This is a genomic window from Rudanella paleaurantiibacter (assembly GCF_009184635.1).
Classification (GTDB): Bacteria; Bacteroidota; Bacteroidia; order Cytophagales; family Spirosomataceae; genus Rudanella; species Rudanella paleaurantiibacter.
In genome coordinates this window covers 686,765-706,250 of record NZ_WELI01000001.1, presented here as the reverse complement: position 1 = coordinate 706,250, position 19,486 = coordinate 686,765, and the positions used below count along the sequence as shown (strand labels likewise).

15 protein-coding genes are annotated in these 19,486 nt (G+C 56.2%); 7 read left to right on the top strand and 8 right to left on the bottom strand.

Annotation, left to right across the window (positions count from 1 at the left end; all coding sequences use genetic code 11):
- Window positions 1–13: 13 nt before the first annotated feature.
- The 3 genes from F5984_RS02855 to F5984_RS02845 all read left to right on the top strand — a co-directional run bounded on the left by F5984_RS02855 (window position 14) and on the right by F5984_RS02845 (window position 7,094).
- Complete coding sequence (locus F5984_RS02855; RefSeq protein WP_152122598.1) at window positions 14–2,062, top strand: glycoside hydrolase family 2 protein; 2,049 nt, start codon at window positions 14–16, stop codon at window positions 2,060–2,062.
- The gene (locus tag F5984_RS02850) at window positions 2,037–4,391 is read left to right on the top strand and encodes an FAD-dependent oxidoreductase (protein WP_152122596.1); all 2,355 of its coding nucleotides are present in this window, start codon (window positions 2,037–2,039) and stop codon (window positions 4,389–4,391) included. Before F5984_RS02855 ends, F5984_RS02850 begins: the two co-directional genes overlap by 26 nt.
- Before the next feature lie 237 nt (window positions 4,392–4,628).
- Window positions 4,629–7,094 (top strand): outer membrane beta-barrel family protein, encoded by a 2,466-nt coding sequence (locus tag F5984_RS02845; RefSeq protein WP_152122594.1) that lies wholly within the window; start codon window positions 4,629–4,631, stop codon window positions 7,092–7,094.
- 93 nt (window positions 7,095–7,187) lie between these two features.
- Here F5984_RS02845 and F5984_RS02840 read toward each other — a convergent pair whose 3' ends face one another.
- A complete protein-coding gene (locus F5984_RS02840) occupies window positions 7,188–7,577 on the bottom strand; it encodes a DoxX family membrane protein (RefSeq protein ID WP_152122592.1) in 390 nt (129 codons plus the stop codon).
- Between the two features lie 131 nt (window positions 7,578–7,708).
- On the bottom strand, window positions 7,709–8,761 hold the full coding sequence (locus F5984_RS02835) for a formylglycine-generating enzyme family protein (protein ID WP_246168785.1): 1,053 nt from the start codon (window positions 8,759–8,761) through the stop codon (window positions 7,709–7,711).
- A 161-nt stretch (window positions 8,762–8,922) separates the two neighbouring features.
- Here F5984_RS02835 and F5984_RS02830 point away from each other — a divergent pair, with 161 nt between their 5' ends.
- Together F5984_RS02830 and F5984_RS02825 are read left to right on the top strand one after the other, a co-directional pair.
- A complete protein-coding gene (locus tag F5984_RS02830; protein WP_152122588.1) occupies window positions 8,923–10,812 on the top strand; it encodes an ABC-F family ATP-binding cassette domain-containing protein in 1,890 nt (629 codons plus the stop codon).
- Between the two features lie 104 nt (window positions 10,813–10,916).
- Entirely contained in the window at window positions 10,917–11,546 is a 630-nt protein-coding gene (locus F5984_RS02825; protein WP_019987604.1) for a DedA family protein, read from the top strand.
- A 315-nt stretch (window positions 11,547–11,861) separates the two neighbouring features.
- Here the strand turns inward: F5984_RS02825 and F5984_RS02820 are convergent, their stop codons facing one another.
- The 6 genes from F5984_RS02820 to fmt all read right to left on the bottom strand — a co-directional run bounded on the left by F5984_RS02820 (window position 11,862) and on the right by fmt (window position 18,092).
- Window positions 11,862–13,547, bottom strand: coding sequence for a patatin-like phospholipase family protein (locus tag F5984_RS02820; protein WP_152122586.1), 1,686 nt, complete (start codon window positions 13,545–13,547; stop codon window positions 11,862–11,864).
- Window positions 13,548–13,653: 106 nt separating this feature from the next.
- Complete coding sequence (locus F5984_RS02815; protein WP_152122584.1) at window positions 13,654–14,166, bottom strand: gamma carbonic anhydrase family protein; 513 nt, start codon at window positions 14,164–14,166, stop codon at window positions 13,654–13,656.
- Window positions 14,167–14,279: 113 nt separating this feature from the next.
- A complete protein-coding gene (locus F5984_RS02810; RefSeq protein WP_152122582.1) occupies window positions 14,280–15,293 on the bottom strand; it encodes a sll1863 family stress response protein in 1,014 nt (337 codons plus the stop codon).
- 184 nt (window positions 15,294–15,477) lie between these two features.
- On the bottom strand, window positions 15,478–15,990 hold the full coding sequence (locus F5984_RS02805) for a dihydrofolate reductase (RefSeq protein ID WP_152122580.1): 513 nt from the start codon (window positions 15,988–15,990) through the stop codon (window positions 15,478–15,480).
- 54 nt (window positions 15,991–16,044) lie between these two features.
- Window positions 16,045–17,049, bottom strand: a complete 1,005-nt coding sequence (locus F5984_RS02800) for a polysaccharide deacetylase family protein (protein WP_152122578.1) — start codon at window positions 17,047–17,049, stop codon at window positions 16,045–16,047.
- An 80-nt stretch (window positions 17,050–17,129) separates the two neighbouring features.
- Window positions 17,130–18,092 carry a methionyl-tRNA formyltransferase gene (fmt, locus tag F5984_RS02795; RefSeq protein ID WP_394367376.1) on the bottom strand — a complete coding sequence of 321 codons (963 nt, stop codon included), beginning with the start codon at window positions 18,090–18,092 and terminating at the stop codon, window positions 17,130–17,132.
- 379 nt (window positions 18,093–18,471) lie between these two features.
- Here fmt and greA point away from each other — a divergent pair, with 379 nt between their 5' ends.
- Both greA and F5984_RS02785 read left to right on the top strand, forming a co-directional pair.
- Window positions 18,472–18,945 (top strand): transcription elongation factor GreA, encoded by a 474-nt coding sequence (gene greA / locus F5984_RS02790; RefSeq protein WP_019987611.1) that lies wholly within the window; start codon window positions 18,472–18,474, stop codon window positions 18,943–18,945.
- A 101-nt stretch (window positions 18,946–19,046) separates the two neighbouring features.
- Entirely contained in the window at window positions 19,047–19,436 is a 390-nt protein-coding gene (locus F5984_RS02785; RefSeq protein ID WP_152122576.1) for an HIT family protein, read from the top strand.
- Window positions 19,437–19,486: the final 50 nt, after the last annotated feature.

The window sequence follows — 19,486 nt, the reverse complement described above, 5'->3', positions numbered from 1 at the left end:
TTAATCGACCTGTATGCAAATTCGACTTGCTTTACTAACAGCCCTTCTATGCGTCAGCCTCAGTGCGTCGCTGGCTCAGTACACCATTCGGCAACCCAACGCCATTCCGTTACATGGCCTTTGGCACTTCGCCCTCGACCCCGCCAATCAGGGCGAAACCGGCCGCTGGTTCGCCGACGATCAGCCCCTTAGCCGCTGGGACAAAGTCACCGTGCCGCACTGCTTCACGGCCGACCCCCGGTACCTGTTTTACAACGGCAAGGTCTGGTATCGCAAAGCGTTTGCCTGGCAACCTGCTGCCAACAAACGAGTGCTACTCCATTTTGATGCTGCCTTTTACGCCAGCACCATTTACCTCAACAACCGGAAGGTGAGCACGCACGAAGGCGGCTACACGCCCTTTCACGTCGACATCACCGAGTTTTTGAAAGAAGGCACCAACACGCTGGCTGTTTCGGTCGACAACGATACCTGGAAGCCCGGCACTATTCCCGGTGCCAAAGACAATAATCAGGTCAACGACCCCTTTATGGGCTGGGTGAACTACGGCGGGTTAATCCGGCCGGTGTACCTGACCGTTGAGACACCGGTGTACCTCGAAAACATCAAGGTCGATGCCCTGCCCGACCTCGCCAAAGGAACCGCCACGCTGCGGCTGCGGGCGCGGGTACGCAACACTACCGGACAGGCCGCCCAACCCAAACTGACGGCCTCGGTAAGTGCACAGGGCCGACCGGTGACGGTGAGCTGGAAAGGAACAAACGCAAGTATTCCGGCCGGGCAAACGGGCCTGATTGACCTCGAAACTACCCTCCGGGCGGCCGACGTGAAACGCTGGAGCCCCGATACGCCCTACCTGTACGCCCTTACGGCAAGCCTGGCGGGCGACACCCTCCGCACCCGGTTTGGGATTCGGAAAGTAGAGGTGCGTAACGCTCAACTGCTGCTCAACGGGGAACCCATCAAAATGGCGGGCGGCAACCGCGTTGTCGATTACCCTGGTCTGGGCTCGCTCGAACCCGACTGGCTGATCGAGAAAGACATGCGGCTAATGAAAGAAGCGGGTATGGAACTGCACCGGCTCACGCACTACACCCCCTCCGAAGCCGTGTACGACTGGGCCGACGAGCACGGGATGCTCATTATTACCGAAGCAGGCAATTGGCAACTTACCCCCCGGCAGATGGACAACGACACCATCCGGGCCAAATTCCGGCAGCAATTTCGCGAAATGGCCGAACGCGACTGGAATCACCCCTGCGTAATTGCCTACAGCGTGGGCAACGAGTACCTCTCCGAACAACCCGCCGGGCAACGCTGGACCAAAGACATGATTGCCTTCGCCCGCGAGCTTGACCCCACCCGCCTGTACACCTTTGCGAGTATGCGGCTCAATATTCTGCCCAAAAAAGCCGAAGACGAAGCCAGCCAATACTGCGATTTTGTGTCGACCAATACGTACGGCAACCACGCCAATGTGCTTAAACACATTCATGCGCTTTACCCCGACAAACCCATTTTTGTGAGCGAATACGGCACCCGCGCCGACGGCCCCAACACCGAAGCCGGGCAGGTGGCCTATCTGGATAAGTTTCTGGCCGATATTCGGCAACTACCGTACGTAATTGGGGCCTCGTGGTGGTCGTTCAACGATTACCGGAGCCGGTACCATGCCACCAACGCCAACGGATTTCGGCCGTGGGGACTGGTGGGACCTGAGCGAAACCTGCGCCCATTGTACACGGCTCACCAAACCGGTATGGCCCCGCTCACCGTGGCCAAAGCCGACTGGAAACCCGGCCCAGAAGGCGTGCACAGCCTGACCCTGCGCATTGCGGCCCGCGCCGATTTTCCGGCCTACCCCCTCCGGGCCTATCAACTTAAACTAAACGGCACGGCCTACCCCCTACCCGACTTGCAACCCGGCCAAAGTACCGATCTGGTACTGCCCGTACGTGGTTTCGACCCGGCGGTAACGGTAGAGGTGCTTAAACCAACTGGCTTTTCGATTCTGTCACAAACCATTGATGTAACGCATGATACGCGAACAAGCAACCGATAAACGTAACCTCCGAACCGTCCGGCATGAGGGCGATTTGATTGTAGTGGGCGGAGGGCTATCCGGCGTCTGTTGTGCCATCACGGCCGCCCGGGCGGGCATTCGCGTGGTGCTGGTGCAAGACCGCCCGGTACTGGGCGGCAACTCGTCGAGCGAGGTGCGCCTGTGGGTGCTGGGGGCTACCTCGCACATGGGCAACAACAACCGCTGGGCCCGCGAAGGGGGCGTCATCGACGAGATTCTGGTGGAAAACTGGTACCGCAATCCTGAGGGCAACCCCCTCATTTACGATACCATCCTGCTCGAAAAAGTAATGCAGGAAGCCAACATTACCCTGCTGCTCAACACGGCCGTGTACGATGTCGAAAAATCGGCGACCGATACCATCAGCCTCCTGCGGGCGTTCTGCGCCCAAAACAGCACCACCTACGAGCTGGCGGCTCCGTTGTTCTGCGATGCATCAGGCGATGGTATCGTGGCGTTTCAGGCCGGGGCCGCCTTCCGGATGGGGGCCGAGTCGAAAGAAGAGTTTGGCGAAAAGTTTGCCCCTTCGGCCGATTACGGCGAGTTATTGGGTCATTCGCTGTACTTCTACACCAAAGATACCGGCCGGCCGGTGCGGTTTGTCCCCCCGGCTTACGCCCTGAACGACATCACGCAGATTCCGCGCTACCGCCGGTTCAACGCCAAAGAGTACGGCTGTCAGTTGTGGTGGATTGAGTACGGCGGGCGGCTCGATACCGTGCACGATACCGAGCGCATCAAGTGGGAACTCTGGAAAGTGGTGTACGGGGTCTGGAATTACATCAAAAATTCGGGGCAGTTTCCCGAAGCCGAAACCATGACCCTCGAATGGGTGGGGCAGATTCCGGGCAAGCGCGAAAGTCGCCGGTTTGAGGGCGATTACATGCTCACCCAGCACGATATTGTGGAACAGCGCACTCACCCCGACGCGGTGGCTTTTGGGGGCTGGAGCATCGACCTGCACCCGGCCGATGGCGTTTTTTCCGAAAAACCAGGTTGTAATCAATGGCACAGCAAGGGAATTTATCAAATCCCTTACCGCTGTCTGTACAGCCGCAACATCAGTAATCTGTTTCTGGCGGGTCGGATTATTTCGGCGACGCACGTAGCGTTTGGGTCATCGCGGGTGATGGGCACGAGTGCACACGTGGGCCAGGCTGTGGGTATGGCTGCGGCCCTGTGCACGCGAGACAAATTAACACCCCGCGATTTGGCCGGTCCGCCAGTGCGGTCTCTACAACAGGAACTGCTAAAATCCGGGCAGCACATTCCGGGCTTGACCTTGCACGACCCGAACGACCTGACCCACGCGGCTACCCTGACTGCCAGCAGCGAATTCGTCCTGAACAACCTCCCACCCGACGGCCCGCTGCAACCCCTCACCGACTCAGCGGCTCAGATGCTCCCGCTGCCCACGGGCGCCATACCGCACCTGACAGCATTTGTCACGGCCGAGGCCGAAACCACCCTCACCGTTGAGTTGCGCCGAAGCGAATCGAGGCCCGGCAGCAAACCACACAACCATACACCCGACATAACCCTGCAAACGCTCACCGTTGAGTTGCGCAAAGGTCGGCAGGAGGTACAGTTGCCGTTTGGGGTATCGCTGGACGAGGCTCAGTACGTGTTTGTCTGTTTTATGAAAAACCCGCTTGTTAGTTTGCAATACAGCGCCATGCGGGCCACGGGTGTGCTGTCGGTATTCAACAAGACCAACCCGGCCGTGTCGAACTACGGTAAGCAGGAACCAACCGAGGATATTGGCGTCGAAACCTTTGAGTTCTGGTGCCCCGACCGGCGGCCCAAAGGGCATAACGTCGCTTTGCGTATTGAGCCGGGCAACGAGAGGCCGGGCAACGAGAGGCCGGGCAACGAGAGGCCGGGCAACGAGAGGCCGGGTATCCGGTTGTTCGGGCCGGAGAATGTGCGGAATGGCCTGCAACGCCCCACCAATCAGCCCAACGCCTGGGTCGCGGGCCTCACCGACCCGAACCCGACCCTCACGCTGACCTGGCCAGCCAAACAGCGTATCAGCCGCGTGGAGTTGTCATTCGATACGGATTTTGACCACCCACTCGAAACGGTGATTATGCTCAATCCCGAAACGGTTTCGCCGTTTTGCGTGCAGGACTATGTGCTTTGTAATGATCAAAAAGAGCGTATTTATGAGAAAACGGGCAATTATCAGGCCCGCAACACCATCCGGTTCGAAACGCCCGTCCAGACCAGCAGCCTGACCCTTCACTTGAAGACTCCTTCGGGCACAGTTCCGGCAAGTTTGCTGGAGGTCCGGTGTTATGAGGAGTAAGTGTGGCTTGTAGTTTTTGGTTTTTCGTTTGTGGTTTTTGGTTTTTGGTTGGCTGCATGAGTTAGCGGACCAAAAACCAGAGCGCCGGCCGCCATAAACGAAAAACTATAAACCATAAACCTCCCAAAAACCCTTGCACGCACAATTTGATAACATGGAAGAGTATACCAGAACGAATCCCGGTATTTACAAAGAGTCGTACCTTTGTACGCCAACCTCCCGTCTCTCCGTTCTTCAATGTCTCCGCTTATCCGTACTTTACGAAATCTGTTTGTCAGTTTAGTCCTCACGTCGGGGTCCGTATTGGCCCAAACTACCGTCAACGGTCAAATTCGGGACAAAGGCACCGACCAACCCATTCCGTTTGTGAGTGTGGCCCTGTACCAACTGTCGGACTCGACCGCCGTAGGGGGTGCCATAACCGACTCAACCGGTAAGTACCTCATTGCCAACACCAAGGCAGGCAGCTACCTGCTACGAACCTTCTTTGTTGGCTACAAGCCCGTTTCGGTGCCGGTCACCGTGGTGCGGGGACAACCGCTCGACCTCGGCGTGCTTAAACTGGAGGGCGAGTCGAGAATGCTTCAGGAAGTCCGGGTGGCGGGCCAACGGTCGGATGTGGTGGTGCAGGCCGACCGGCAAACCTACCGCGCGGGGCAGTTTCAGTCGGCCGCGGGTGGTACCGCTACCGATGTGCTGCGCAACCTCCCCGGCCTCACCATCAATGCCGAAGGCGACGTCAGCCTGCGGGGAGCCAACGGGTTTCTGGTGCTACTCAACGGTAAACCCGTGCAGGCTAATCTGGGCACCCTGCTCAATCAGCTACCGGCCAACAGCATCGAGTCTATCGAAGTAATTACAACACCCAACGCCCGCTACGACCCCGACGGCAAGGCGGGCATTATTGCCATTGTCACCAAAAAGGGAGTCGATGGGGGCTGGTCGGCGCAGGTCAACGCTCTGATTGGTTTACCGAGTACGTATGCGTTTGGCAACGCCCGCAACCCGGTTCGGTACAGCCCCGACCTGACGCTCAACTTCCGGTCGGCGCGCTGGGATGTGGCTCTGAGTTCGGCCTATATCCGCAACGACATTGCCGGTCGGCGGGTGGGCGATGTGACGACCACCCTTGGCAACCGATTCACGCGGTTTCCGTCGGACGGAGAGCGTAGCTTCGACCGGCACACGTTCACCAACCGGCTCGCCATTGCCTACGTCCCGAACAAATCCAATGCCTGGAATTTGGGCCTCTACCAAAGCCAACGCACCGAAGATCGTATTGCCGACATTTTTTACAATACCACTACCACAAACCTCAACACAGGCCAACTCCTGAGCGAGCGGGCGTACTTCAACAGCAACCTGGTTCGGAAAGGAGGGCGTTTTTACACGGCCAACCTCGATTACACACACACGTTTCTGGGCAAGGCAACCCTGAGCGCGGGGGCCTTGTACGAGTACGACCTGATTGACGGATTTACGGCCAACCGCAACCTCGGCCAAACCAATTTTCGCGATACGCTTCAGTACGCTTATTCAACTACCGACCGGCCTATTCAGAACGTCCGGGCCAATCTGGACGGTAGCCTGCCCATTTGGGGCGGCAAGCTCGAAGGGGGCTACCAGTACCGGTATCAGGACGATGCGGGCAATTACCGGTTTCAACAACAGGACGGCAACCGGCAGCCGTTGCTCATAGTGCCCAGTTTTACGGGCCGCACGGCCATTACCAACCACATTCATAGCTGGTACGGGCAGTTTGGCGCGGTGCGCAAACAACTCGATTTTACACTGGGGCTTCGGTTCGAGCACGCCCAGCGCACGGTGTTGTCGCTCCCACGCAACGAGACCTACCGGCTTACCCTGAATAACCTGTTTCCGTCATTCAACCTGCTTTACAAACCGCAAACGGGGCTGGCGCTCCGGGCCGGATTCAGCCGCCGGGTGCAACGCAACAGCAACTTTGCCCTCAACCCCCTCCCCGAACGCGAACACTCCGAAACCCTCGAACAAGGCGACCCCAACCTGTTGCCGGAGTTTATCAATCTGGCCGAGGTGGGCGTAACCAAAGAAGCGGGCCGGAGTACGCTGATTGCAACGGTGTACTATCAGGGGATTCAGAACGTGGTAAACCGCGTGAACCGGGTGTTTGCCGATACGATTCTGAGCCGGATTTATACCAATGCCGGGCTGGCGCAACGGCTGGGTATCGAGCTGGCCACCGATCTGCGGCTCACCAAAACCTGGAAAGCGTATCTTGGTGGCACGGTGTACCGCTACACCCAAAGCGGGCAGCTTTTTGCCAACGAGGTGATTTTCGACCGGGCGGCCTGGGTGTACTCGGTCAATGCCAACACCACGGTGCAGCTGACCCCTACCCTCACGTTTCAGGCTAACGTAAACTACCTTTCCCGGCGCATTACGGCACAGGGCGAAGACTCCCGATTCCTGACGCCCAATCTGTCGGTGAAAAAGAGCCTGCTGGGCTCTCGGCTTACGGTTATGGCGCAGTGGCAGAATATCGGGCTGGGAATTTTGCCCACCAACGAGCAGCGAATCACCACACGGGGGCTCAATTTCTTCACCACCACCAATTACATTCAGGAGAAAGACATTTTCCTCATTAACCTCAGCTACTCGCTCCGGCAGGTAAGCAAGCGGGCCAAACTACCCGGCAACGAATTTGGGGATAAAGAGTTTTAGAAGCGATGAACGATGAGCGATAAACGATGAGTTTGCTGGCGCACGAAGCTCATCACTCATCGTTCATCGCTCATCGCTCATCGCTCATCGCTTTTAACTCCGTTGATTTGGCGTATGATTCAGGGCTAAGTAAAATGCAATGAGGTACACAACCTGCGTGGCTACCGTAGCCCAATCCATTTTGAGCGACGTGCCAAACATGAGGGCCGTCATCAGCAGGCCACCGGCAAAATACCCCCACCGGCCAAACGGCCCCCCGATCAAAATGGCCAGCCCAATCAGAATTTCGATAAAGCTCACGCTGTACAGAAACCCCTTCGTGACCATGTCGGGCAAGATTGTACCCGCAAACCCAGCCGCCATTTTCTCCACCGTAGCCGAGAGGTTGGGTAAGCGCACCGCTCCGTGCAGAAGCATATTGACACCCAACCCAATCCGCAGAATCAAGGCGGCTAACTGACCATTCGTAAGGCTGCTGTCCATAGGCATTGGCATTTTTTGGTTTGTCGCTACAACGGCCAAACCCGTTGGCTTAGGCAAAAAAAATTAGCGCATGGTATCTTCCAGGAGCATACCAATCCGGGCCTGAGTACGTTGAGAAGGCTTTTGGCGGCTTAAAATCCGAAGTCCTTGATGGGCTTAATGTCGTAATACGCCCGGATTTCTTCAGGGCTGGGCGGGGTCACAGGCCGCACAATTCGGAAGCCACAAAACGAAGCCGAAGTCATCCACCAGTCAGATTTAGGGCTTTGTGGGTCAATTACTTTCCAGGCCGGGTCGGAGCCGACGCGGGCCGCCGAGCGGAGCAGCAGGGCATCGTCGTCCCACGAGCCTCCGCGCACCGAGTTCGGATACAGCTTGGTGGTGGGTGCAAACGGTTCATTCACTTTGCCACTCGCTTTTTGGGCGTAATAGTTCGGAATGTACTGGTCTTTGGTCCACTCCATCACGTTACCGTGCATGTCGTGCAGGCCCCAGGGGTTGGGCTTCTTCGTCCCGATTTTTTTGTAGCCGCCATCGCTATTGACTTTATACACGGCATACTGGCTCAGCAGTTTCGGGTCGGCCCCGAACGAGTACGGAGTTTTGGTGTTGGCCCGGCAGGCATACTCCCACTCGGCTTCGGTGGGGAGCCGGTAAAAAATGCCGGTCTTGTCGTACAGCCACGCGCAGAATTTAATAGCCGCATACTGGGTCATGTTGATGGCCGGATACCCCGACCGGCCCATGCCAAACGACATATCTACGTACGACGGGCTGGGACGCGTGCTGGCGTCGGTCTTGCTCAGGTCGGCTCCTTCGGGGTAGCGGGCCGCCATTTCTTTCTCGATATTTTTAGTCGTGAACAGGTCGTAAATATCCCAGGTAACTTCGTACTGCCCCATCCAGAATGGCTCAATCTTCACTTTGTGTTGCGGCCCCTCGTCGGCTTTGCGGCCTTTTTCGGTGGCGGGGCTACCCATCATAAACTCACCACCCGGAATAGCCACCATCGGATACACCTGATTACTGCCACTGATGGCCTGGGTGTACGATTTATGGTCGGTAACAACCGGAGCGGCCGACGGGGCCGGGGTGGGTTTGGTTTGGGCTACACAAAAAGCGACGGTGTGAGCAAGCGAAAGCGAAAACAGAAGTTTTCGGGCAAACATAGGGGTACGAATCATGCCGTTGATATACATTCAGGTTTGTTCCCATTAAAGATAAAAGTACGACTGATTTCCTTGTTGTACCTTTGCCTAAAATACAAGGGCGCGCGGGCTATCCCCAACCAACCCCGTTTATTCGGGCGGGGTATCGGCCCAAACGGCGCGCTCATCAGTCTGTTATGAATTATCTCTCAGCCGAGAACTTAACCAAAACATACGGCGACCGTACCCTGTTTCGGAATGTCAATTTTGGCATTAACCGGGGCGATAAAGTCGCGATTGTCGGGGCCAACGGCTCCGGAAAAACCACCTTGCTCTCTGTTCTGGCCGGCGCCCTCCCCCCCGACGATGGGCTCGTGAGTGTGCGGAAAGACATCAGCGTGGGTTACCTCGACCAGCAACCGGCCCTCAACGAGGCCCTCTCCGTAATGGAGGAGGTGCTCTCGGGCGAGAGTGTGCAGCTCGAAGCCGTGCGGGCCTACGAGAAAGCCCTCAACTCGGGCGATGCCGTAGCTCTCGAACGGGCCATGGCGCAGATGGAAAAACTGGAAGCCTGGGACTATGAGTCGCAACTTCGGCAGATGCTGGGCGAACTGGGTATTCACGACGTCGACCAATCGGTGAGCACGCTCTCGGGCGGGCAGCGTAAGCGGGTGGCTCTGGCGCGGGTACTTATTCAGAACCCCGACCTGCTGATTCTCGACGAACCGACCAACCACCTCGACCTGGAAGCCATCGAATACCTCGAAGGCTACCTCAACACCAACAACGGCACGCTGCTGATGGTCTCGCACGACCGGTATTTTCTCGATGCTGTTTGCAACCAGATTGTGGAACTCGACGGGGGCCAACTGTACAGCTACAAAGGCAACTACGCGTACTTTCTGGAGAAAAAAGCTGAGCGGCAGGAGATGCAGGCGGCCGAACTCGAAAAAGACCGGAACCTGTTTCGGCGCGAGCTGGAATGGATGCGTCGGCAACCGAAGGCACGGGGCACCAAAGCCAAGTACCGCGAGGATGCCTTTGGCGAGTTGCAGGAAAAAGTGAGTGGCAAGGGGAAAGGCGGTGAGCTGGAACTGAACCTGCGCACGGCCCGGCTCGGCAGCAAGATTCTGGAGGTCGAAAACCTGAGCAAACGCTACGGCGAAAAGGTTTTGCTCGACCACTTCACGTACACCTTCAAACGGCTCGACCGGGTGGGCCTGATCGGGAAAAACGGCATGGGTAAAACCACCCTGTTGGAGATGATTACCGGCCAAACCCGGCCCGACTCGGGCAAAATCGCGACGGGCGGCACCGTGCGGTTTGGGTACTACACCCAGTCAGAAATCAGCATTCCCGAAAATCAGCGCGTGATCGACGTGGTGCAGGACGTGGCCGAAGTGATGAAACTGGCTTCGGGCGAGACCGTAACGGCCAGTCAGTTGCTCCACCATTTTCTGTTCGACCGGCAAAAGCAGTACGACTACGTAGCCAAGCTAAGCGGGGGCGAAAAACGGCGGCTTCAACTCCTGCTGGTGCTGGTGCAGAACCCGAACTTTCTCATTCTGGACGAACCCACCAACGACCTCGACATCACAACGCTCAACGTACTGGAGGAGTTTTTGCTCAATTTCCCCGGCTGTATCCTGATCGTAACACACGACCGCTACTTCATGGACCGGCTCGTCGACCACGTGTTTGTGCTGGAGGGCGAAGGCAAAGTGCGCGATTACCCCGGCAACTACACCGACTACCGCGAGTGGCGCGACAAACAGCCGCGTGTCACCAAAGTTCAGCCATCTGCCCCAAATGCGGGCCGGTCGACAAACCAAAACGCAGCCCCCGTCGTTACGCAGGCAAAGGCCCCGGAGGTCAAAAAACGGCTTTCGTTTAAAGAGCAGCGTGAATACGAAACGCTCGAAACCGAGATTGCCGAACTCGAACAACGGAAAGCCGAACTTACCGAACTGCTCAACACCGGGGGTCATCATGAACAACTGACGGCCTGGGCGAACGAAATTGGGCAGCTCGACGCATTAATTACCACCAAATCAGACCGCTGGCTCGAACTGGCGGAGTATGCTTAATCAGCGATTGAGTGAATGAGCAAATGTGTGAATGACCTGGCTAATTCAATCCCTGCCGGCCGTGTATTCACTCATTCACTCAATCGCTCATTCACTCATTCACCATGGATCAACTACTTGAATTTTTCCGCTACCTACTCAATTCCGAAGAGATCATCCGTACGGGCGGTCTGGTGCTTATCACGCTCATTATTCTAATCGAAAACGGGGTCATTTTCGGCTTTTTCCTTCCGGGCGATTACCTCCTGTTTCTCTCGGGCGTGTTTGCGGGCACCAAACTACTCGCAGTACCGCTCTGGATGCTGCTGCTCTGTATTTTCGGGGCGGCCGTAGTAGGTTCGCTCATTGGGTACGGCACGGGTTACTTTTTCGGGGCCCGGATTCAGAACCGACCCGATGGCTTACTGTTCAAGAAAAAGCATATCGACACCACCCGGCAGTACTTCGAAAAATACGGGAGCCGCACGCTCATCATTGCCCGTTTTCTGCCCGTGGTACGCACGTTTGCCCCTCTCCTGTCGGGCATCATCCACATGAATTTCAGCTATTTTATGCTGTACAACGTGCTTGGTGGAGCTATCTGGGTAGGTTCGCTGGTGGGGGGCGGCTATTACTTCGGGGAGAAATTCCCGTGGATTATCGACTACGTCCATTACATCATCCTGTTCTTCCTGGCTATCACTACGTTTACAGTGATTCGTGGGTTTATCAACGCCCGCCGGGAAATGCAGTAATTCTCAGTATTTAACGTGAATTATGCATAAATGCTGACGCCAGGGCCTTCGACAGGCTCAGGCTGACTGGGGACTTTCAAGCCGAATGTCAGCCCGGACCGCGTGCGGTTTAGCCTGTCGAAGGCCCTGGCGTCAGCAAACATTTGTTAAACAATTAGATGCAATACAAATTATCCATAATTCACGTTAGCTGATGGCTTCTGAAGGCCCTGAACAGGAGAGCCAATCAGTTAACCCAAACCCCTGGCGGTAGTCGAGAGTAGGTTTTTACTCCACTGCCGGGGTCTGCGACCACCGGCAGGGAGTAAAAACCTGTCATCCAGCGTATTGCCTGAACAGCTTTTCGGCGGCTTCCCATACCCGCCGGTCGTCGGGGTGAATGGGGTATGGCTCAGGCTTTCCATCCTTGCGGGCTTTCTGGTTCTGGCGCTCGCGCCGGGCAAAAAAACGCATGATGCGCCACGCCAGCGTAATCTCGCCACTTTCGACCAGCGCTTTGTACCGAAACTTGTCGTTCAGCCACCAGAGGGTTGTGGGCATTTTGCTCGCTGTCAGCACGGTCTCGTACACAGGGCGCAGTTGGTCCCGAAAATTAGGGTTTTCGTAGTCCCGCAAAATACTACCCACAATGCTCGGCAACACATTCGCCTGGGGCTGGGCATCGCCTTCTTCGTCGGTGTAAAGCAGATCGTAGTTGAGGCTCCGCACCCGGCGTAAAAACACCGAAAGAAGCAACGTAAAGGCCGTTTTGGCCCGAATTTTAAGCAGATACCCCAGTTGCGAAATGGTGAGCGTGAGCAGGGGCGGAATAGCCAACGCATGGATTCGAGCATCTGCGTTGCGGAATAGATCCGAAAACCACGTCCACAACCGCTGACCCAGCAAAATCAGGAGAATCCCCACCGCCGATATACCTACCAGCATTCCCGACAGAAAACTGGCTCGGCCGTACCCCAGCGGAATCAGCACGCCCACCATCAGCAACCCCACCAGGGCCCATTTGAGCGTTTCAAAGGTGCGGCCCCATTGCCCCAGCGCGTTGTCGGAGCCCCGCAGCGGAGCCGGGCCTACGCCCTCGTACAGGTCGGTTTCGGCGCTCGCAACGTCGGCAATCAAAAACACGGTGCTTGGTTCAGGCAGAGGTTTTCCGTCTTCCTGAGCCTTTTTCCCTTCTGGCGACGCACAGTAGGCCCGGTTCCGGCGGTTGGCCAGCAGTAGCCCCTCGATACCCTGATTGTCGTACACGCCCCCGTCGACAATAGCCAGCGAGGTCAGGCTGAGTGGGGCCTCGTTTTGCCCCATAAACAGCGGACTTGCAGCCGGCTGACCGGGGTAATCGGCCGGGAATTCGAGTGGCTCGAAGCCCACCGGAAAGCACGACGACGAGGCCACGATATCGGCCAACCGCAGGGCGCGGGCCCGTTGGGGCAAAATGTGTACGTTGCCGTTACCAATCAAGAAATTATCGCGCTGTTTGCCCCAGCGGTCAGTGTACTGCTCGGTAGGAAATTGAGCGTACTGAAACCGAAACGCTACGCCGGTGTACAACTCGGTGGCTCCGAATATCAAACTCTGCAACGGAAACGGCGGAGCGCCGGCGGGGTCGGGTTGCCAGAATAAATCGAAGGTTTGCTTGCCAAACAGGCTTTGGTGGTACTCATCGGCAAAGGCCCGGATTAGTTTGTAATCACGGCTCCCCGACCCAATGGTCTGTTGCCACGACTGGAGGGCATTGGGCAGGATACTGTCACTTTCGAGCAGGGCCGAAAACTCCCGATAAATGGTTTCGAAGTCGGCGCCCTGCTTCCGGCGCATAGCGTAGTACATACCCGTAAACGTACCCCCCGAAATAGTTGAGAGCATGTGTACGCGGTCGAGCAGGCCGAGTTTGTGCAGGGCGCTGAGGGTACCCAGACTGTAGGCGGCCGCCCGGAAACCGCCCCCCGACATACTGAGGGCGATTCGGGTAAAAACAGATTCGGACGAAGTTAGCGGTAGCATGGTTGTGAAGGTTTCTGCTAAATACCACTCTTTTCCGAAGAAAACCGACGGGAAAATTCCCGTTTTGGCGGGCAGCAGCACACCTTCGACCCAGACCGTCCGCGCCTTACGCTTCGTCTTTAAACCATCCGGCGTACATCACGTAGTTATTGGCCGTGCGGGCAAACACTTCGGCAGCTTCGGGGCTGACGGCCTTCAGGAACCGGGCGGGGTTGCCAGCATAAATACTGCCGGGCGGCACCACCGTATTTTGGGTCACAATAGCCCCGGCAGCCACAATACTGCCCGTACCAATCACGGCCCCATCCATCACAATGGCTCCCATACCAATCAGAACATTGTCTTCAATGGTACAGCCGTGCACAATGGCGTTGTGGGCGATAGATACCTGATTGCCGATTGTGGTGGCCGTTTTCTGGTAAGTGCAGTGAATCACGGCCCCATCCTGAATATTAACGCGGTCGCCGATACGGATGCTGTTTACATCACCCCGAACCACGGCATTGAACCACACGGTGCAGTCGCGGCCCATGACCACATCGCCAACCAGAGTTGCGTTGGGCGCTAACCAACAGTTTTCGCCAAACTGGGGCCGAATACCCCGAACAGGAAGAATCATAAAAAAAGGTGAGCAACCACCAACGAACAGTGAACAATGTGACAAAGTTAGCTAAGTCCGCTGTCTTCTGTTGGCTGGTGTTTGCCCACTGTCTGGGGAGTGCAATCAACCCTCTACTTTTTCAACTCTTTCTTCACATCAGAAGCCGCTTTCTCCAGAGCCTCTTCTATATCATCGACTACCCGGTTGGTTTCCCGGCGAATCTGCCGGAAGTCATCTTCGGTCGATTTTTGCACTTTGCTGTATTGGTCTTCAAGCTGCTTCTGCTTCTTTTCAAGCTCTTGCACCCGTTCCTCCCGGCGTTTACGCTCCTGACGGTTTTCGCCTTTTACTTCGGCTTTCATATCGCGCAGATCGCGGTCAATCCGGTCGAGTTGGTCCTGAATCCGGTTGCCTAACTGCCGCCGTTCGCTGCTGAAGCTATCACGGTTGTTACGGTCCCGGTCATTTGGGCGCTCATCGTCCCGCATCGAACGGCGGTCGCGGTCATCCCCATAGCGCGAATCCCGATCATCGGCGTAGCCACCCCGATTTTCATCGCGGTAGCGGTTATCGCTATTACGGTCATCCCGCCGGTTATCCTGATATTGGTCGCCAGACTGACCTCTGTAGCGATCATCCCCGTCCATTCGGCGGTCGTTGCTCCGGTAACTATACCGGTCATTGGACAGCCCACGCTCGCTTGACCGATCATCGCGGTAGCGCTCATCCCGATCATTGTACCGGTTACCATACCGGTCGTCGTTGTACCGGTATTCATTTCCCGAGCGGCTATCCCGGTCTCGATCGTCTGACCGATAACTGTACCGATTTTCGTCCATATCCATACGGCGATCGTACGAATCTCTATCCCGATCCTCGTAACGTCCCGCCGAGGTCGACCGTCGATCATCCCACCGGCGGTTTTCGTCCCGATCCCTATTCCGATCGGCCGAGCGGTTTTGTTGCCGCCGGTCTTCGTTCCGATCCGTCATTCGGCGGTCGTCCTGCTCATAGCGTGACACCTGCCGACCCGATGAATTCGACGACCCGGAGTCGCCGTACAACCAATTTTCGAGGGACGCACACGACGAGAGTCCGACGGTAGCGGCCAGCATTGAAACCACCACCCATGTTTTCTTGATCATAACGTTCGTATCATTTTATCCAGCTTACGGCAAAATGAAGCCCCAAAAAACATACCATGTGTTTTTTGGGGCTTCATGCACTCTCTGCCAGACAGATACGCCAATCAATCTACCATCACTGTGGATTTTATTCCCTACAATTGCCCGGCTTACTGCCCACCTCCGAGAGACAAAAACAGATTCGTTAGTGCTGAATCCGGTGGTACTCGACAAAATCAAAGGCCGCTTCGTGCCGATCGTCGGCTTCGTGTCGACGGCGGCTTACTTCGCGCCACTCGGTTTTATCGAAAGCCGGGAAATGGGCATCCCCCTCGTACGCTTTATGAATCTCGGTCAGGTACAGGGTGTTGGCCACAGGCAGTGCCAGCGCGTAAATCTCGGCCCCGCCAATGATAAACAGTTCGTCTTTCTCAACCTGCCGGGCTTCGGTCAACGCTTCCTCCAGTGTGTGCACAATGGTGGCACCGGGCATCTGAAAATCGAGGTTGCGGGTAATCACGATATTGGTGCGTCGGGGCAAGGGTTTACCCAGCGCATCCATCGATTTGCGCCCCATGATGATAGGGTGCCCACTCGTTGTGTCTTTAAAGAACTTAAAATCGTCGGGCAGATGCCAGGGCAAATCGGGTTTGCCGTTTGCATCATTCCGGCCAATAGTACCGTTTTGCGCAACGGCAGCAATCAGGCTTATTTTCATATTGAGCGATTGAGTGGATGAGCGAAAGACCGGGCCGGTCTTTCGCTCATCCACTCATTTAATTTTTTTCCGTCGTTCGGCCAGGTCGCGCCAGGTCGTGAGAATAATACCTTCCTGTTCGATGTATTGTTTCAGGCGCGGGTCAAGCATGGCCAGCATATCGCCCCGGCGCGTTGGCCCCGACGAGGTGACTTCGCTAAACGTGGGGGTGGTATCGGCCGAGTGCATAATAATATACGTCAGGCCAGGTTTTACACGCTTGAAGAGGTCGATAAACCGGTCGGTTTTCATTTTTTGCAGGTCGGCATCGCTCATACCCGGCTTGTCGGGGTTCCAGCCGTAGCTGGTGCCATCGAGATCGTCGAACACGGGCATACCAGCCGCCCAAATTTGCTGCCCAACCTGCTGGAGCATCGGTGCCAGCCGGGCCGCCAGTGGGGTAGTTTGCTTCACCAGCGTGGCATGACCACCCGGAAACAGAATCGGGATGCGCTCCGTGATACCCACCTTCACGTACCGTTCCAGAAACTTCGGGTCGAACAGCGTACCCATGTGCGAGTCGAGGTGAGTGGGTTCGAGGCCAAAAGCACGGTACCGGGCAATCTGCGCCCGCATTTCGGTCTCTACTTCGTCGGGGCTGGCGTGTTGCACTACCTGCGCCACACTGTGCCAAAACGCCCCCTGCTCGTCGTAGAGACCCGGCGCTACTGCCTTGCCTGCCAGCGGATTCCAGCGGTAATTGTCCCATTCGGAGGTCATGGTCAGGTGCACACCCACGTCGAGGGTTGGGTGGGCCTTCACGTAGCTCATGAAATGGGGCACCCAGTTGCAGGGCATCATGACGCTGGTGGAGTTGGCAATTCCCTGCTCCATCGACCGAATGGTCCCGCGGTTGGCTTCGTAGCTCATACCAGCATCATCAACGTGCAGTACGAGCACTTTTTTGCCTTTCGGAAAGCCCAGCTTCTCGGCATATGTTTGGGGTTCGGGCTGGGCCATAGCGGTATTGGCGACAAAAAGGGCAATCAGAGAAGCCACTAACGGCTTTACAGAAATCATGATACCAGGGGTTTAGGTGTTCAGGAAGGCCGTAAAATTAGAACGACCTTCCGTCGAAAAAAACCCTTCGTCACGAATACTTACAGCTGATTGCCGCGCAGGTATTCTTCGGCCGTCATCCGGCGTTTCCCCTCGGCCTGTAACACCTCAATGTTCAGCCACTCATCGGCCGCCCGAACCATAATTTTGGCTTTCTTATCGGTATACACCGCAGCCACGTCGGACAGGCTGGGCTCGTCGGTCTTGGGAAAATCGGGCGCTTCGTTAGCCGCGACGGCGGACTGCACCGAAACGGCGTAAATTTTAAAGAAACGCCCGTTGATCATTGTCCAGGCGGCCGGGTAGGGCGAGAGGCCCCGCACAAAGTTGCGCACGGCCGTTGCCGGTTGATTCCAGTTGATTTGCGTGGTTTCGCGGTGCAGCTTGGGGGCCGGTTTCAGGTCGCCGGTGTCGGGCTGTGGGGTGCGTGGATAATTGCCCGCTTCGATGGCAAGCACCGTTTTAACCACGAGCTGCGCCCCCCGCACCATCAGCCGGTCGTGCAGGGTGCCGGCCGTATCGTCGGGGTGAATGGGCTCGGTATCCTGAAAAATCATCTGGCCCGTATCAATCTCTTTCTCGATAAAGAACGTGGTGACACCGGTCTGGGTTTCGCCGTTGATAACTGCCCAGTTGATGGGGGCCGCCCCCCGGTACTGCGGCAACAGAGAACCATGCAGGTTGAACGTCCCGATGGTCGGCATAGCCCAGACTACCTCGGGTAACATACGGAAAGCCACCACCACCTGTAAATCGGCCTGATAGCTGGCCAACTGCTCCAGAAAAAGGGGGTCGCGCAGTTTTTCGGGCTGTAAGACCGGCAAGCCAGCCCGGAGGGCGGCCTGTTTGACGGGCGAGGGCGTCAGTTGCAAGCCCCGCCCCGACGGGCGGTCGGGGGCGGTGACCACCGCAACCACATTGCGACCTGCATCGAGCAGAGCCTGCAAACTGGCCACGGCGAAGTCGGGCGTCCCCATAAATATAATTCGTGCTGCTGGTGTCATATTCCGTTTCCTATGTTTTTGGACGTAGCGGGGCCGGAGACTTGATATAGGCCCGGAGAATTACTACTTTTGTAATCCCGATTTAATATTGGGAAAGCGAACTGTCTATGCGAAAAACGCGAAAACATACGCTATACCGCGGTGGTATCTGACGTGGCTGCAAAACAAATGGATTTTGCTTGCAGAACGGTCAGTAGACCGTTTTTTGTTTTATATAACGGGGGAAAACCTGTCAGAATCAGACAAACCGGGCTTTTGTTCCGGCCAGAAGGATTACGCAATAGGGAGGGTACGTATATGTCGTAACCACCTCTTGCGTAATCCTTCTGGCCTTGATGAAATCCCGGTTTTAATCCGTTGATTCCAGATTACATGCATCATGGGAAAGATTAGTTATTACACTGAGGAAGGCCTAAACCGGCTAAAAGCTGAACTGAACGACCTGAAAACCAAAGGCCGGGCTGATATTGCCCGCCAAATTGCCGAAGCCCGCGACAAAGGCGACCTGAGCGAAAATGCGGAATATGATGCCGCCAAAGACGCGCAGGGTTTGCTGGAGTTGAAGATTTCGAAGCTGGAAGACATCGTAGCCAATGCCCGCCTGCTCGACGAGTCGACGATCGACACGTCGCAGGTATCGGTACTGTCGAAAGTTCGGATCAAGAACAAAAAGACCGGTGCTGAAATGACGTACACCCTCGTGTCGGAAGAAGAAGCCGACCTGAAGCAGGGCAAAATCTCGGTAGGGTCGCCCATCGGCAAGGGCCTGCTGGGCAAAAAAGTAGGCGACTCCGCCGAAATCACCGTACCCGCCGGTAAACTTGAGTTTGAAGTGATCGAAATCGACCGATAAAAACAAGTTTACAGTTTGTAGTTTACAGTTTTCAGTTGGCTGACACGCCAGCTACTAATGCGTCAGCCAACTGAAAACTACAAACTGTAAACGATAAACCTATGCCCAGCATCTTCTCCCGCATAGTAGCCGGCGAAATTCCGGCTCATAAAATCGCTGAAACCGATCAGTTTCTGGCGTTTCTGGATGTGATGCCCACCACCACCGGGCATACACTGGTGATTCCGAAGAAAGAAGTGGATTACATTTTCGATCTGGACGATGAGCTATACACGGGCCTTATGGCCTTTGCCAAAACCGTAGCGGCCGCCGTGGAGAAAGCCATTCTGTGCAAACGCGTGGGCGTAGCGGTGGTGGGTCTGGAGGTGCCACATGCGCACGTTCACCTGATTCCGCTCAATTCGATGGCCGACATGAATTTCAACAACAAGATGAAGCCATCGGCTGAAGAACTGGCCGAAACAGCCGCCCAGATTCGGAAGTATCTGTAAGACCGTTCTGTACAAAACGAACCGGCCCCGTAGCAATGCGTTACGGGGCC